Origin of the sequence: Desertivirga arenae, assembly GCF_017355785.1 — a bacterium.
In the GTDB taxonomy this organism is placed as follows: domain Bacteria; phylum Bacteroidota; class Bacteroidia; order Sphingobacteriales; family Sphingobacteriaceae; genus Desertivirga; species Desertivirga arenae.
In genome coordinates this window covers 1-13,590 of the sequence record NZ_JAFEWE010000003.1, presented here as the reverse complement: position 1 = coordinate 13,590, position 13,590 = coordinate 1, and the positions used below count along the sequence as shown (strand labels likewise).

Sequence of the window (13,590 nt, the reverse complement as noted above, 5' to 3'; positions counted from 1 at the left end):
TTCCCACTGCTGAAATGCCTAAGAAAATGAATTTATTTCTGACCGTTCCGAACCTACCAAAGTATACCCAAGACTGAGACAGGGCCGTGACAGGTTCGAGAAGGCTTCGAGAATTTCCGAAGAAGGTACCCCCTTTTCTCGAACAATCTCCGAAGAAAGTACCCCTCCTTCCGCAATTCTCCGCAAAAGCCCGCAAATAGCCGCAAAACGCCGCAATGGCCGTTGAACATGCTAAAAAGCCCAAAAAACCGCCTTACTTTTGTCTCAGGCTTTCGAAGATTACCGGTAATTGAGGCCAATTAACAGATTGTTTAACTTTTAATTTTTTAACATCATGGGAAAATTTAGCAATGGAATTTTTGGAAACTTTTACGGAAAGATCGGTAATGTAGTAGGAAGCAGCTGGCGCGGTATTGATTACCTGAAGAGCTTGCCAAAGATCAACAAGAACAGGATACCGAGTCAGTTACAGATAGAGCAGCAACAACGCTTCTCCTTGATGACTGCGTTTATGAACCTTCTTCGCCCGCTACTTAGTGCGGGTTATAAGAACCAGGCCATCAGGGCAACTGCTTACAATGTGGCGTTGTCTGAAAACATCAAGAACGCCATCGCCGGCGCTTACCCTGAATTTGTAGTCGACTTCCCGGAGGTGATCTTGAGCAGTGGCGTATTGCCCCTGCCCACTAATCTGGCAGTGGCTGCAGCAGCTGGGTTGAAAGTAGATTTCAGCTGGACCGACAACTCAGGCAAGGGAAAATCGTTGAAGACCGATAAGGTGTTTACCCTGGCTTTCTGTCCGGAGTTAGACGAGGCGGAATATACTCTTGGTGATGCTAGTCGTGAGGCTGGTGCCCTGAGTATGGTGCTTCCTGCCGAGTGGGAAGGCAAGGACGTGGAGACCTATCTGTTTCTGGTTTCAGTAACCGGAAAAGAAGTGACCCGTACTTATTACGGAGGTAGAGTAACCATAATTGCCTAAGGAACCGGGCTGTCTGGAAGCAGGCAGCCCATTCCTTTATCTCGTTTAATGAATATAGCTGATGGCAATTAAGATCATCCGCGTGGCTAAGGGGAAGAACAGTACCTTGAGTCACCTCTATTTAAACGACCTCTTTCTTTGTTATTTGCTGGAAGACAGCATCCGCGAAGTGAAGATCGCCGGCAGTACCTGTATCCCTGAAGGTAAGTATAAGCTCGGTTTAAACCAGAAAGCAGGAATGAACTCCCGATACAAACTCTCCTACCCCGCAATGCATAAAGGGATGCTGGAGATCCAGGGAATACCCAATTTCTCGCTGGTGTTCCTTCATATCGGTAATTATACTTCAGACACCTCCGGTTGTCCGTTAACAGGGCATTACTGGAACCAGGTGAAAGGAGATTATCAGGTGATGCAGTCCAGCTTCGCGTATCAACAGGTGTATGAGGTACTGGCAAAAGAGGTCAAAGCAGGAAGAAACGAAGTATTGGTAGAAAACAGAGTATAAGATCATTCACTCATTCACTCATTCACTCATTCTATCATTCACTCATTCTATCATTCACTCATTCTAAAAAAATGGAAAGCATATTTAACAGCAACCTGATCTTGGGAGCGATACTATCGCTGCTATTTTCGGTCATCGCCTTCTTCGTACGGCAGCTGCATAGCGATTTTCGCAGGGTTGAACAAAACCTTTCGGAGATCATTACCAGCACCGAGGTGATCAAGGCCAACATGAACGCCGAAAGCGTGAGGATCTTCGAACGGATCAACTTCCACGAAAAGCGCCTGGAGCAATTGGAAGTCTATCTACTCAAGCATTTTGAAGAACAGTCCACTGGAGGCATTAAGAGGAAGAAAAAGGCAAGTTTGAGCGTAGAAGCAGAATCGGGTTGAGAAGGAACTTAACTGAGAGTCCGCTCCAAAAATAGAGTTGTGGTTCAGAAAACAGTTAATTCATTGCAGATCACTTAACCCCTCAGTAGTATGAAGCATTTAAGAAATCTCAAAACCCGAATAAAAGCGCCGACCCCACCCTTCTTTCGAAAGGTACGTAGCCTTGGTATTCTTCTCGGAGCTATCGGCACTGCAGTCCTGTCAGCACCTATTGCCTTACCGGCTGCTATTACAACTGTAGCAGGGTACCTGGTAACGGCAGGTCTGGTAGCAACAGCAGTATCAAGCACAGCCGTAGAAAAAGAAGAAGCTCTGGAGCTAAAAGGAGATGCTCCTGGATAAGGGCACAAAAAACAGAAGGTCCGGACATAGCGCCCAGACCTTTTGTTGCTTCTTTAAATTTCTAAATCAAACCGCAATTCTACTTTCCCCCGCATCATCCCCACCTCTCCTTTTCATCAGCGCCTCGACATCGGAGAGTTTGAAAAATAACTTGCCCTTGAAGGTATACGAGGGCAGATCACCATTCCTGGTGAGCTCGTACAAACTACGATCACTAATAGGCATCAGCTGCATTACCTCCTGCCTATCCAGCCAGCTCTCCCGAAAGACCTGTTGCTTCTTCTTATTTAACATAACACTTTGTACGTCTCCTTCCAGCTGCTCAGACTGTTCTTTCTGTACTTTAAGGGTTTTGAATATGGCCATCAGCCCTTCTACCAGATCTGTAGAATTGGTTTCCAGGACTTCTAAGGCTTTGCAAACTTTGACAATACGTTTTTTAGTCCGGATGCTAATTGCAGGACTCTGTCTTAACTTCTTTCTTTTCATAAAGTTTATGGGGTTTTAACAGGTTTAAATGAATTGAATTTAACCGATCGGGAGATCGCAAAAGAAGGGAAACATCACTATACAATTGCGGAATATTATAAACTCATAATAGATTGTATTTTAATTATTTAAGGTTTTCTAATTTACGTTAAATATAAGGAAAATTAATGATTTAGAAAGGCTTTAATTACGGTTAATTTAACCCTTAAATCTGCTGTTACTCAACTAATAATCTTTTAGGGCATCCCTCCTTTCGTACTCACGATTATTAGAATGATCTGCGCTGTTATTTAGCCACAATTTTCACTTAAAAAATCCAAAAGGAACTTGTCGTTATTCGGGTATTACCCTGTATGAGATGGGGCTATGAAAATTTCTTTGTGTTTTGGTTTCTTGTTTATAGCGTTTACAAAACCTTTTGAAATTGGACTACAAGAATTACCAATCCGGCTACTTTTTATAATCTGACAATGAAGAATTTCGCATTCGGAATTCCTCAGGTATAAGAAATAATAAAAAAGATTATGCAAAAAAGAAAATTAGGAAATAGCGGATTAGAAGTCTCCGCATTAGGTTTTGGTTGTATGAGTTTAAACTTTTTGGATGGCAAAGGACTTGAGAAAAAAGAAGCTGTAAAGCTACTTCGCGACGCAGTTGAAAGGGGTATTACATTTTTTGATACTGCAGAAGCCTATGGACCTTACACTAATGAAGAACTTGTGGGCGAGGGATTACAGCCGTTGCGTAAGGATGTGGTAATTGCAACAAAATTTGGTTGTAAGGACGCTAAACCGACAACAGGTTTAGATAGTAGACCCGAAACGATCCGAGCAGTCTCGATAGATAAGAACTAAGAGCCATGCAGAATATTCAGGAAAAAGTAGTTGCCATTACAGGAGCAAGCAGTGGTATAGGTAAAGCCATTGCTATTGAATTAGCAAAGAACGGTGCAAAGGTTGTTTTGGGTGCCCGGCGAACAGAACAATTACAACAAATTGTTGAAGAAATTAAAAGCGAAGGTGGTGAAGCCACCTTTGCTCAAGTTGACGTAAAAAACAAGGCAGATCTGGTCGGTCTGGTAAATACAGCAGTTGAGCAGTACGGGAAATTAGACGTTATCGTAAACAACGCAGGTGTCTGTCAGCTAAGCCGGGTTGACGACCTGGATATTGACGGTTGGGAAGAAATGATTGACATTAACCTTAAAGGTGTTTTGTACGGGATGGCAGCTGCAATTCCTGTTTTTAAACGCCAGCGGTCCGGACATATCGTCAATATCATTTCAACTTCAGGAATAAAGATTGTGCCTATGCAAGGCATTTATGCAGGAACTAAAAATGCCATTCGCACTATTGCGGAAGCATTTCGTCAGGAGTCAGACGGATCCGTACGGATAACAGGGGTTTCGCCAGGAGTTGTAAAAACAGATTTTGCCACCAACATTAAAAACGAGGAAATGAAAACCGCCATTCAGCAAGGAATGGATCAATATGCCATCCATCCCCTGGCCATTGCAAATGCTGTAATTTATGCAGTAAGCCAGCCGGCGGATGTTGAAATTGGCGATATTGTAATTCGCCCTTCAAAACAAAATTGATTACAATTGTATACGCAAAATGCCGCAACAGTCTAACATCAAACAAATACAAAGTATATCGCAACTAGTGCGTATCCTGGGATTTCCTGCACCATCGCATCCCTTGATCGCACTGGTGGATTACAAAAATGTTCCGGTCGAAATGTTTCCCCAAGGGCAAAAAGTAAGTCTTGATTTTTACAAGATCTCCTTCAAGACTAGCTTTAAAGGACAAATTAAGTACGGACAAGGATATTATGATTTTGAAGAAGGCGGATTAGCATTTTTGAAGCCCAAACAAATTGTTTTTCCACCAGAAAATATTGAAAGCTATGAAGGTATCGCGCTATATTTTCATCCCGACTTTATACGAAATCATCCATTAGGAAAAACAATAAATCACTATGGCTTTTTCTCGTATGATGTTTCAGAAGCCTTGTTTTTATCAGCAAAGGAGAAAGAAATTATAGCCAACTTATTTGCCACAATAGCTCAGGAATTAGATAACAATATTGACCAGTTTAGTCAGCATGTTCTGGTGTCGCAAATAGAACTGCTATTAAATTACAGCAATCGTTTTTACAACAGGCAGTTTATTACGCGGAAAGCCATCAATCACGATATCGTAACTTCTCTGGATACTCTTTTGAATAACTACTTCGAGGAAGACAAAAGTCTGGAAAAAGGCTTGCCATCGGTAAAATATATCAGTACAGAATTAAAGCTTTCTCCACGCTATTTAAGTGATATGTTAAGTTCATTGACAGGACTAAACACACAACAATACATTCAGAATGCTATCATAGAAAAAGCTAAAGAAAAACTTTCAACTACAAATCTTTCTGTTTCGGAAATTGCTTATAGATTGGGCTTCGAACATTCCCAATCGTTTAGTAAACTCTTTAAAACAAAGACAAACGTTTCGCCCCTGCAGTTCAGGCATTCATTTAATTAACGACAGCAGCAAGCGATTAAATATAGCACTTGTGGGAATGCAGCCCTCAAACTATTGTCAGATCAAGTAGTGGCTAGGACACTTAATTACAAGGACTAATAAAAAGTAACAAGGCGAGAGTTCTTCACTGTCGCCTTGTTATATTAATTCTTTGGTTTTTGATCATATTTGCTCAGTTCCAAAAAGTGAATGGGGTCTGACATATTGATAATGTCGATGATGGCTTTCTTTTTGTCCGATGTGTTCTTGTAATACTCTTTTACTATCTGATAACCAATAAAGTAGCCCAGGTCACCCGGTTTATCTTTTGCAGCGTACCCATTGTATAACCAATTATCAGTACTTTCATTGCATAATTCATTTTTAAAAGCAGTCCACAATTTGCTTTCGTTTTTTTCGCCGTACTCATTATTTCTCGGCTGTCCTGTAATTAATTCGGCAATAAAATCACAAGAACCCTCTCTTAAACTTTGCCACAGAAGAGGGCATTGTATTGTAGTACTGTCGGAATTCAAGTGTTGCTGTGTATGAACACATTCATGAGCCACTATTCCCTTAATTTTTTGGATAATATCCTGACTAGATACAGAACCTGAAACAGTAACTTCAGTTCCGATTAAAACATATCGGTCTGATACTGTCCCCCCCGTATTATTTATTCCGATAGCGAAACAAACTTTGAAAGGTTTAAAATCTGCGTAAATTTCTTTAAACTTTGTAAATACTTCTTCGATGACCGGCACTGCTTTTTTTGCTTCAAGCGTGTTTTGCCTAACTGATTGATACAAGTCTGGATTCTTCAGAATAGCATCCACAAATCTTTCAGCTGTCCAATCTCTGGCCTGGATAAAGTCATGCATTCCATTTGTTGCTTTGTCCAAATAATCCTTTTGGAAAATATAGACACTATCGGCATAAGTTTTACAAGTTTTTAGGTGATCAAAAGCATTCCAAAAATGGTCAATATCAATGGTGGTTACATTTTTTGCGTTTTCTGGCTCTAAATCTTTTTTGATTTGTTTTCTTACTTCAATTTCTTTTTTTGAAAGGCTTTTTACCGATATGCTTATTTTTCCGGAGTCTGGGTTTCGGTCATGTTTAAAACGATTTATTGAAAGTAAGAAGTTTCCTGTGTTTGTGGCAGTATATTCAAACTTTTCATAACCATTTATATCATATATATCCATGTTTTCACGCACCTTCTCACCCGTAGATGAAACAAGTTCGTAATACACAGCAATGCCTTGTTGCAGTATAGAGAATTGATAGATGTTACCTTTTATTAAAGGCAGCTTGTAAATAAGAGTATCCGACTTTATCAGCCTAATGTCCTGGTACTGTCTATTAATATTCAATGTCTGCTGAGCCTGTACAAACAGGTGAAAGAAAAGTGTTAAAATAAGAATAGTCAAAAAAGTAAATTTTCTCATTTCGTTTATGGTCTAAGACGTCAAAATATGCTGAAAGGTACCATGCGTGAAGGAAATCTTTGCGAATTTAGAAGTGTTTTATGCGAGATGGGCGCAGAAAAACTCTTGGTGATACGGACACATTTGTGGCCATTTGAATTATTTATTCCTCATTTTTTTAACTTCTTCAAGTGTCACTACTTTATATTCTAAGTTAAACTTTCTTGCATTTTCTTCAACTGTTTGCTCAAAACCTGCTTGCTTACGTTTGTCATTAACGACCTCTGGATTTTTAATAGGCCATACAAACATCTTCCACTCCTCTTTTTCTGTCTGAGGATTGGTGTAGCGCATACCATATACTTGCGTGCCATACAGTTGCTCTTTCTCCTCCTCCATCAACAATCTATCCAGCATGGTAGCATATTTTGTGAAGGGCAGTTCTCCTTCTTTGGCAGCTTGTTTAACAAAGGATATATATTGACTAATTTTAGGCGAATGCTGTACTACAAAAAATGCTGCTTCATTGGTGGGAGCTCCCACCAATGTTTTCCCAGGATATCCGTATTGCTTTATTATTTCTTCTATTCTGATCAAATTCGTGGAGTCTATCTTTTCTTGCTTGCTCCAAAGATGGGATTGCAGGTCCTCTTTAGAAATCTTATATATTTTAGCAATAGAGTCTGCTCTTTTACTATCATTGCTCAGGGATAATAGGTACCGATACTTTTGGTCAAGTACATAAATACTGTCAAGCTCCTGTTTCAAAACAGTATTAATTCTTTGCTGAGCCTTAATCTCTAAAATCGAGAATAATATCAAGGTGATAAGTAGTGCTTTTTTCATAGATAGGTTGTAGTGTGATCATTGCTGATCCCAGTGTTATTTCTAAAGTTCAAATTTGTAGTCTAAAAAGTGTATTTTATCCTCATTTGGCTTTAAGTCTATCTTCACATTCAATTGGGTTTTCTCCTTAGCCCGATCAACAACTACAAAGACATCCAGAACGTTAAAGTCGTTGTACGAGCTTTTCTTAAAACCAAGAATTGTATAATCCTTCAAAACTCCCAGCTGTGGTTCAAGAGCAGCAATGCTATTTATTAGCTTTGCTTTTTCCTCCTCAGCGAAGGACTGATCACTAAGCATCAGGCTTATAGCATGAAACATATTTGATTTTAATAGATAGGTAAGCTGCTCTACTAATTTTAATTTGCTTTCAATCAAAGCTAGGTCAGCGGACGGATAGGAAGCTATGTACGCATCGGCGTCTTTAAAAACTAACTGACTTCTAATCTCTGAATATTGATTTTTCTCCTCTTTCAAGTGAGTGTAAAAAAGATAGGCAACATTTGAAGCCGCAATTTCGGGCGAGTTTTTGAACTGCTCTAATGCATTGCTTTCAGTTACTTTCAGCTCAAAAAACTTTTTATTACCAGTCTCTGTCGATGCGGAAACCCCAATAGTCGGCTCACAAAATCCTCCGTAGAAGTTTGCTACAGCTTGAACTGCCTTTGTTTCATTCTTTGACGTACTAACAAGTCCGCAACCAGAGAAATTAAATATTGCAAATATTAGGAGAAGCCGTCTCAAAGTTTTGATAGCGCTATTTAAGGGTTTTAATGTAGTAGTTACTTTAAAAATCGAATTCTTTCACCTGTATCAGGGTCAGATAAAAAGTTCCATAGTTGGTAATCATTTTTTTTTCTATAGATATCTAAGGTCTTTTGACCGTTTGTTTTACCGAAATTTAATCTAACAGTTTTGGTATCATTTTGGCCAACGATTTGCCAAGTTCCCATCGTTCGTTCATTGTCGATTTCTCTGTTAAACAGCTTGTTTGAGTTATTCATTTCGAAAGTATAATCGTCTTTAAAACAGATTCTAATACTATCTTTTTTAAAGTTAGATAAATATTTATATGAAAACTTATCCATTTTCCAAGTTCCCACGATGTCTTTAGTCGATACTTCTACGTTCCTGGTTTGAATATTTATGTCAACAGCACCAAGTCCATTGCAAGATGCAAGGCCAATAAGGATAATAATTGAAATTGAATATATTCTATTCATTGCGCAATTAAAATTACTTCCCAAAGTATTTCGATGCAAATGCTTCCCAGTACTCACCGATCATCAATTTAAATAACCACCAAATTGCGGCTATTAGTAATACACCCCGGATTAAGATGGGTAAATTTCTTTTCATTTTTCCAGTTTGCTTTACTAATGAGTTCAGTTCCATCCTTTTTTGAGACAGATGATAGCTGATGAAAGTTTATGAGATTAAAACCTCTGCACAGCTACAAGTGTGTTTCTTTCATCAAAGGTGGTATAATATAAGAGCTCGTCCATTACAAATCCGATCTCTGAATTTAATGAAAATCCTAGTTCAATTTGATACTGATAGATTTCCTTCTGAATTCCAACTTTCAGGCTTAATACTTGGATGCTCTCGAAGGTAAAATATCCTTTTTTCTCGCGAAACTCATTGCCAAAGATCTGCTGATGAAACGGTATAAGAATATTAATGGACTTTGAAACTAATGCGCCAATAGTTCTATAATATTTTTCTAATATAGTTTTTATCCCGTCCCAAAGCAGTTCTTTTCCTTCTCCATTCCACGCTGCTGGATCTAAATAAAATTCAATCATCGAGTCCTTTGTAAATGGTCGGTCAAAATAGTCAAATTGCTTTTTTCCTTAATAAAAAAGTAGAGCATTCGTTGGTCGGACAGCTTGACCTGGACTAATCCAAACTTATACGTAGCCTTTATTATCTCCTTAAGTTCGAAAAATTCCTCTTTATTGTCATCATCCACGGTCCTAATGCGATTTTGTTCTGGGATTAAGTAAATGTCTTTGGCTAAAAAGAATTTGTGAACTTTCGCCGAATAAAAATGAGCTGTGAAAAATGCCAAGTAAATTAACATTAAAGGATAAAAGCCACTTTGAACAGACATTATTGTGATTATTACAAATACCCATAAATGGCAAAAGCAAATGAACCCTGGAAATAACCTATTCCAGACAAACAAGTTCTCCTTGGACAATTTATTCATGCTCGTTAAGTCAGTCACTACAATCTGTCGGGTCTTTTAAAATGTGCCCTAACATTTGGCTTTACGCAATTGGGTTTATTTCCCATATATACTAAGTTTTCTCTAACGTTCAAGTGTTGAGGATATCATCGTTTTTTGAGATTAGGCCCGCGGTGTCATTTATAACTGGCAGAGCTATCTACTCAATTACGCACCGTTTATCTATTAAAAAGAGTTTTTATTTCGGCGGTAGTATTTATTACCCATTGATCCACAGTTACAGGTCCTCTAGTTCCTGTAAAATATGTTGACACTAACCTATTCTGTTCTTCTGTGAGAAAAATCATGTAATAACCACCCTCGAGAGATAATAGGTAAATTCGTTCTTTCGCTTTTTGCAGGCTTAGTTCCGCGTTAATCATTTCAGCGGTCTTCGCAATAGTCTCCCCTTGCATTAAGATTCCTCCTGAAAATAAAGTGTAATATCGGCCATTCATATTCAAAGAGTGTAAACCTCCGGCATAATTGTCATCACTATAATGCATGGAAACTTTTAGTTTTTCAAAAATTGGCTTCATTTCCTTTAATAAGGAAACCACACCCTCCTCTTCGAACAATTCTTCTCCGTCACCACAACTATAAAACCTAAGGTCGTAAGAAACGTACGGAGGCTTTTTGCTGAATTCGGTTATGAAATCACCGTTGGTGTTGAATTGATGAGCCAATGAATCCTTAACCTGCAATACCCTGTCCGGTTCGGCGTATGCGAAGTATCCTAAATCTGTAAGTGCTGAAATAAAGTCTGTAGCATTCATACTAGGTTTTAAAATAGGTACTGTGTCAGTTGGAGGATTTGCACTTTCCTCGCGCACTTCTTTAATTTTTTCAAAACTTCTGCATGAGACGACAAATAATGCAAAGATAAGAAATAGTACATGGTTCATGAGTGCTGTATTTAGCATAAGATTTGGGTATACGAATTATATATAACGAAGTTCTAAGTCAGTATAAAATCAAAGCTTGTTTTGGTAAACCAAGAAGCAGATGTCCGAGGGCTTACTGTTCGAGGATGTAATCGTTTTTTGAGACGTTAAAAAGTTTCCTTGCTGAGTGGAGCTTAAAAGATCGCTATTGTCTAATGAAGCGTTTAATCTCACCTTTTTTTAATAATAGAGATAAATTCCCACACTCAATCCTGATCATTTCGTCATTATATTTTATGGTTTTCAGTTTTAATAAATAACATCCACCGTCTCCAGGTAAAACTAGCGAATCACTATTCCAGTATGCTTCACTCACATTGCTAACGAAGCCTTGATCATCGTTGCTTAGGGATATTGAATTATACATCTCCAAATATCCAATTGAAAATTGATCATTAACCCTAACGGAATTATCATTGCAGGAGGCTAAGAAGTATGATAAAAATATTACCCAGATGCCCTTATCTCTCATAACTTGGATAAGCTATTCATAGTAAACTATTAGTTTTATCTTTATGCCTCTTTTCATTGAAAATGTCTCGCTTCACGTTATCCTTTTTTGAAACTAAAACTTCAGACCTGCAAGTATCCCCACCCTACCGTCTAAAAATGCAGATTGCTTTTCTTGTCCGCTGTAGTCCCTTTGCCTAACGAACGTTCCAATCCCACCTCCTCCGAATATCTCGACATTTACAAAGCGGGTGTCAGGAATTTTAAAGCCCAGCAACAAACCAGAAGAAATACCCTTTCCATGAAAATCTCGTTCACTTACAGAAATAAAACCAGTATGGTCTACGTAGCCCTCCCTTTGCACTCGCTTATCAATATATCGGAGATAGGGGCCGACATAAAGCCGATCCAACGGAGAGTATTTTACATCAAGAATAGCCGTCTTAAATTGATAGTCACTGCTGGGTAAGTACTTATTAAAATTGCCGGTGGAGCCATACACCTGGAAGGCTAGTTTAGGTGTATACTGATAACTTAAGGATGCCGATGGGCCAGAAACAGCCAGGTTAAGAAGGTTTGTGCTAAGGGAAAATCTCTTATTTTGAGAAAATAAGGAAGATGTCAAACCAATAAAAAGGGCTAATAAAAAGGTTACCTTCATGTTGTCCTAACTAAGTTGATTTTGTTTATGGCATTTACAATATAAGCCATATTACGGACCTATCTACTATACAATTTTTGCTTACTCCTTATATCTACATATCGCTTCGCAGTTTCCATCGTTTTTTGAGATCAGATTCTTCGAGAACCAGATCACACGTACATAATTTAAACTTGGGGTCTAGGGCAGGCACTTTAGTCCGCTGTTTAAGATTCTCGCCAATCGAGAACATTTGTCAGCATTCCCTTATTCCAACAATCTAATGTTGTACTTGCTGTTAGTGAAAAAATATCTTTTTTGTTTTGAGCGATAGTTTCTAAAGTCAAAACTGCTTCTCGTTCTAACGTTCCTAATAAGGCCACTGAAGTCCAAATTTTGACAGAGTCATTGTTATGATTAAGTAGTTGATAAAATGCTTCGCGGGTTTCACTGTTACCTTTTTTAATCTGGTCAATTGACTTCATCAAACCTTTGTGAATTTTGTTCCCTTTTCTTGAATCACCATTCAAAATGCATTCACCATGTTCACATGCTAGTCTTATGTATTCTTGGATGAGATCGGTCATTAATTTTTATTTTACTTGCAGTAACGTGGAATGTATCATATGCCGTGCCCCCTTAAGGGCACTTCTGTGTGTGGAGCTGCACTAATGTAATTAAAAAGCAGAATGTTCGCTAACGGGTAAGGATAAGAGTGTGCTGAAAATACCAATTCCGCTAAAAAGCAGAAAACTTTGAGCATGCTCGCAAACAGCCCTACATTTTAGGTAATTACCCGTAGACTTTCCTAATTTACGTCAGAAGAATCAAATTCAAGTTCCCATTCCAAAGTATTTTTTATTTCTTTTGAGGCGGGTCTTTTATACAGTTTGAAACCAAAGCTATATTGTAGATAGAATGTTAATTGATCCTCATCAAATTCGATTCGAAAGAATTTGTCATGCGTCAATATCTTATACTCGGTTTGTGCATCTATTTCAAACTCAATACAATTTGGCTCAACCCATACTTTCTTTTTGTGGTTAGTTCGATTCGCAAACTCTATGTCTACCAGCAATTCAGGATGATCATAGAAATATTTTACTCTTTCTTCGTGGAAATTGCCCATTTCAATTGTTCGGTGGGTTTGTTTTGTAAAGATAAATAATCGTTTTTTGATATAAGGGTCGCTCCAGAGTTTATATCCTAGTTACTCATAGGCGTTCTGGTTGTTGAATTCAACTGGCCTGTTTGCGAAGTGCAATTCAACCCAATCTCTACCACATAGTTCCAATTTTCTAAAGAGTCCGATTGCCAAAAATTCGTAAAGTTGAATATTCTTGCCTTCTCATACTCGATAGAAAGGACACGGTCTTGCTTCCACCTAATATTTAGGCCGGAACAATAGTCCGCGTTAAACATGGCGAACTTTCTGTCTTCATCAGAGATGCTTCTACCTGGAAGCACTATAAACACAAGATTTCCCGTAGCTACTGTAGCTCCTCGGTTGGTTTCCGCCACAACAGCCTCCACCTTTTTGTCGGGAGAAACAACGCGCTTGATTTCCTTAAAAGACTGACTCCCCCCTGCTGTAATCTTATGTTCATTCTGGCAGGAAGCTATTATAAAAAGGAGGGCAGTTAGTACTAGCAGCTGCGATTTCATCTTGTTCCAAGTCCGGCTATGGTTATTTATATCTTATCCTTTTTTGAGACTACTGTCTACTGTATTAAAGTAATTAGTGATCATCTACTATGAAAATTAAACCATTATAATCGTGCAATAATTGCCGTAGCTTTTTCATGCGATAAAACAACCATTGCGAAA

Annotated in this window: 20 protein-coding genes; 7 read left to right on the top strand and 13 right to left on the bottom strand. The window is 38.6% G+C overall.

Annotated features, from left to right (window positions below):
- Positions 1–334: 334 nt before the first annotated feature.
- The 4 genes from J4N24_RS07015 (at position 335) to J4N24_RS07000 (ending at position 2,224) form a co-directional block, all read left to right on the top strand.
- On the top strand, positions 335–982 hold the full coding sequence (locus tag J4N24_RS07015; protein ID WP_207532964.1) for a DUF6266 family protein: 648 nt from the start codon (positions 335–337) through the stop codon (positions 980–982).
- 61 nt (positions 983–1,043) lie between these two features.
- The gene (locus J4N24_RS07010; RefSeq protein WP_207532963.1) at positions 1,044–1,490 is read left to right on the top strand and encodes a DUF5675 family protein; all 447 of its coding nucleotides are present in this window, start codon (positions 1,044–1,046) and stop codon (positions 1,488–1,490) included.
- Between the two features lie 71 nt (positions 1,491–1,561).
- Complete coding sequence (locus J4N24_RS07005; RefSeq protein WP_207532962.1) at positions 1,562–1,882, top strand: hypothetical protein; 321 nt, start codon at positions 1,562–1,564, stop codon at positions 1,880–1,882.
- A 90-nt stretch (positions 1,883–1,972) separates the two neighbouring features.
- Positions 1,973–2,224, top strand: coding sequence for a hypothetical protein (locus tag J4N24_RS07000; RefSeq protein ID WP_207532961.1), 252 nt, complete (start codon positions 1,973–1,975; stop codon positions 2,222–2,224).
- 66 nt (positions 2,225–2,290) lie between these two features.
- Here the strand turns inward: J4N24_RS07000 and J4N24_RS06995 are convergent, their stop codons facing one another.
- A complete protein-coding gene (locus J4N24_RS06995; RefSeq protein ID WP_207532960.1) occupies positions 2,291–2,713 on the bottom strand; it encodes a helix-turn-helix domain-containing protein in 423 nt (140 codons plus the stop codon).
- A gap of 524 nt (positions 2,714–3,237) precedes the next feature.
- Between J4N24_RS06995 and J4N24_RS06990 the strand changes: the two genes are divergently transcribed.
- The 3 genes from J4N24_RS06990 to J4N24_RS06980 are packed head-to-tail and all read left to right on the top strand — an operon-like array spanning position 3,238 to position 5,244.
- A complete protein-coding gene (locus J4N24_RS06990; RefSeq protein WP_242691549.1) occupies positions 3,238–3,567 on the top strand; it encodes an aldo/keto reductase in 330 nt (109 codons plus the stop codon).
- 5 nt (positions 3,568–3,572) lie between these two features.
- Positions 3,573–4,310: an SDR family oxidoreductase gene (locus J4N24_RS06985; RefSeq protein ID WP_207532959.1), complete on the top strand. Its 738-nt coding sequence runs from the start codon at positions 3,573–3,575 to the stop codon at positions 4,308–4,310.
- 19 nt (positions 4,311–4,329) lie between these two features.
- Positions 4,330–5,244: a helix-turn-helix domain-containing protein gene (locus J4N24_RS06980; protein ID WP_207532958.1), complete on the top strand. Its 915-nt coding sequence runs from the start codon at positions 4,330–4,332 to the stop codon at positions 5,242–5,244.
- A 143-nt stretch (positions 5,245–5,387) separates the two neighbouring features.
- On the opposite strand, the gene J4N24_RS06975 is transcribed toward J4N24_RS06980, so the two are convergent.
- The 12 genes from J4N24_RS06975 to J4N24_RS06925 form a co-directional block, all read right to left on the bottom strand.
- Positions 5,388–6,479, bottom strand: a complete 1,092-nt coding sequence (locus tag J4N24_RS06975; protein WP_207532957.1) for a gliding motility protein GldB-related protein — start codon at positions 6,477–6,479, stop codon at positions 5,388–5,390.
- 333 nt (positions 6,480–6,812) lie between these two features.
- A complete protein-coding gene (locus J4N24_RS06970; protein WP_207532956.1) occupies positions 6,813–7,499 on the bottom strand; it encodes a DUF6624 domain-containing protein in 687 nt (228 codons plus the stop codon).
- 42 nt (positions 7,500–7,541) lie between these two features.
- Positions 7,542–8,243 carry a hypothetical protein gene (locus tag J4N24_RS06965; protein WP_207532955.1) on the bottom strand — a complete coding sequence of 234 codons (702 nt, stop codon included), beginning with the start codon at positions 8,241–8,243 and terminating at the stop codon, positions 7,542–7,544.
- Positions 8,244–8,281: 38 nt separating this feature from the next.
- Positions 8,282–8,722 (bottom strand): lipocalin family protein, encoded by a 441-nt coding sequence (locus J4N24_RS06960; RefSeq protein WP_207532954.1) that lies wholly within the window; start codon positions 8,720–8,722, stop codon positions 8,282–8,284.
- Between the two features lie 13 nt (positions 8,723–8,735).
- Positions 8,736–8,858, bottom strand: coding sequence for a hypothetical protein (locus tag J4N24_RS25690; protein ID WP_256439359.1), 123 nt, complete (start codon positions 8,856–8,858; stop codon positions 8,736–8,738).
- Between the two features lie 77 nt (positions 8,859–8,935).
- Positions 8,936–9,304: a hypothetical protein gene (locus J4N24_RS06955; RefSeq protein ID WP_207532953.1), complete on the bottom strand. Its 369-nt coding sequence runs from the start codon at positions 9,302–9,304 to the stop codon at positions 8,936–8,938.
- Positions 9,305–9,908: 604 nt separating this feature from the next.
- Positions 9,909–10,652, bottom strand: a complete 744-nt coding sequence (locus J4N24_RS06950) for a hypothetical protein (RefSeq protein WP_207532952.1) — start codon at positions 10,650–10,652, stop codon at positions 9,909–9,911.
- Positions 10,653–10,818: 166 nt separating this feature from the next.
- Complete coding sequence (locus tag J4N24_RS06945) at positions 10,819–11,145, bottom strand: hypothetical protein (protein WP_207532951.1); 327 nt, start codon at positions 11,143–11,145, stop codon at positions 10,819–10,821.
- Between the two features lie 93 nt (positions 11,146–11,238).
- A complete protein-coding gene (locus J4N24_RS06940) occupies positions 11,239–11,784 on the bottom strand; it encodes a DUF3575 domain-containing protein (protein ID WP_207532950.1) in 546 nt (181 codons plus the stop codon).
- 206 nt (positions 11,785–11,990) lie between these two features.
- Positions 11,991–12,350: a DUF2019 domain-containing protein gene (locus tag J4N24_RS06935; RefSeq protein WP_207532949.1), complete on the bottom strand. Its 360-nt coding sequence runs from the start codon at positions 12,348–12,350 to the stop codon at positions 11,991–11,993.
- Positions 12,351–12,571: 221 nt separating this feature from the next.
- Positions 12,572–12,892 carry a hypothetical protein gene (locus J4N24_RS06930; protein WP_207532948.1) on the bottom strand — a complete coding sequence of 107 codons (321 nt, stop codon included), beginning with the start codon at positions 12,890–12,892 and terminating at the stop codon, positions 12,572–12,574.
- 77 nt (positions 12,893–12,969) lie between these two features.
- Positions 12,970–13,428 carry a hypothetical protein gene (locus J4N24_RS06925; RefSeq protein ID WP_207532947.1) on the bottom strand — a complete coding sequence of 153 codons (459 nt, stop codon included), beginning with the start codon at positions 13,426–13,428 and terminating at the stop codon, positions 12,970–12,972.
- Positions 13,429–13,590: the final 162 nt, after the last annotated feature.

Excerpts from the sequence above, each read along its gene's own strand:
- J4N24_RS06925 (WP_207532947.1), bottom strand. The coding sequence starts at position 13,428 with ATGAAATCGCAGCTGCTAGTACTAACTGCCCTCCTTTTTATAATAGCT.
- J4N24_RS06940 (WP_207532950.1), bottom strand. The coding sequence starts at position 11,784 with ATGAAGGTAACCTTTTTATTAGCCCTTTTTATTGGTTTGACATCTTCC.
- J4N24_RS07000 (WP_207532961.1), top strand. The coding sequence starts at position 1,973 with ATGAAGCATTTAAGAAATCTCAAAACCCGAATAAAAGCGCCGACCCCA.
- J4N24_RS06935 (WP_207532949.1), bottom strand. The coding sequence starts at position 12,350 with ATGACCGATCTCATCCAAGAATACATAAGACTAGCATGTGAACATGGT.
- J4N24_RS06950 (WP_207532952.1), bottom strand. The coding sequence starts at position 10,652 with ATGCTAAATACAGCACTCATGAACCATGTACTATTTCTTATCTTTGCA.
- J4N24_RS25690 (WP_256439359.1), bottom strand. The coding sequence starts at position 8,858 with ATGAAAAGAAATTTACCCATCTTAATCCGGGGTGTATTACTAATAGCC.
- J4N24_RS07015 (WP_207532964.1), top strand. The coding sequence starts at position 335 with ATGGGAAAATTTAGCAATGGAATTTTTGGAAACTTTTACGGAAAGATC.
- J4N24_RS06945 (WP_207532951.1), bottom strand. The coding sequence starts at position 11,145 with ATGAGAGATAAGGGCATCTGGGTAATATTTTTATCATACTTCTTAGCC.
- J4N24_RS06955 (WP_207532953.1), bottom strand. The coding sequence starts at position 9,304 with ATGATTGAATTTTATTTAGATCCAGCAGCGTGGAATGGAGAAGGAAAA.
- J4N24_RS07005 (WP_207532962.1), top strand. The coding sequence starts at position 1,562 with ATGGAAAGCATATTTAACAGCAACCTGATCTTGGGAGCGATACTATCG.
- J4N24_RS06970 (WP_207532956.1), bottom strand. The coding sequence starts at position 7,499 with ATGAAAAAAGCACTACTTATCACCTTGATATTATTCTCGATTTTAGAG.
- J4N24_RS06960 (WP_207532954.1), bottom strand. The coding sequence starts at position 8,722 with ATGAATAGAATATATTCAATTTCAATTATTATCCTTATTGGCCTTGCA.
- J4N24_RS06995 (WP_207532960.1), bottom strand. The coding sequence starts at position 2,713 with ATGAAAAGAAAGAAGTTAAGACAGAGTCCTGCAATTAGCATCCGGACT.
- J4N24_RS06930 (WP_207532948.1), bottom strand. The coding sequence starts at position 12,892 with ATGGGCAATTTCCACGAAGAAAGAGTAAAATATTTCTATGATCATCCT.
- J4N24_RS06980 (WP_207532958.1), top strand. The coding sequence starts at position 4,330 with ATGCCGCAACAGTCTAACATCAAACAAATACAAAGTATATCGCAACTA.
- J4N24_RS06990 (WP_242691549.1), top strand. The coding sequence starts at position 3,238 with ATGCAAAAAAGAAAATTAGGAAATAGCGGATTAGAAGTCTCCGCATTA.
- J4N24_RS06985 (WP_207532959.1), top strand. The coding sequence starts at position 3,573 with ATGCAGAATATTCAGGAAAAAGTAGTTGCCATTACAGGAGCAAGCAGT.
- J4N24_RS07010 (WP_207532963.1), top strand. The coding sequence starts at position 1,044 with ATGGCAATTAAGATCATCCGCGTGGCTAAGGGGAAGAACAGTACCTTG.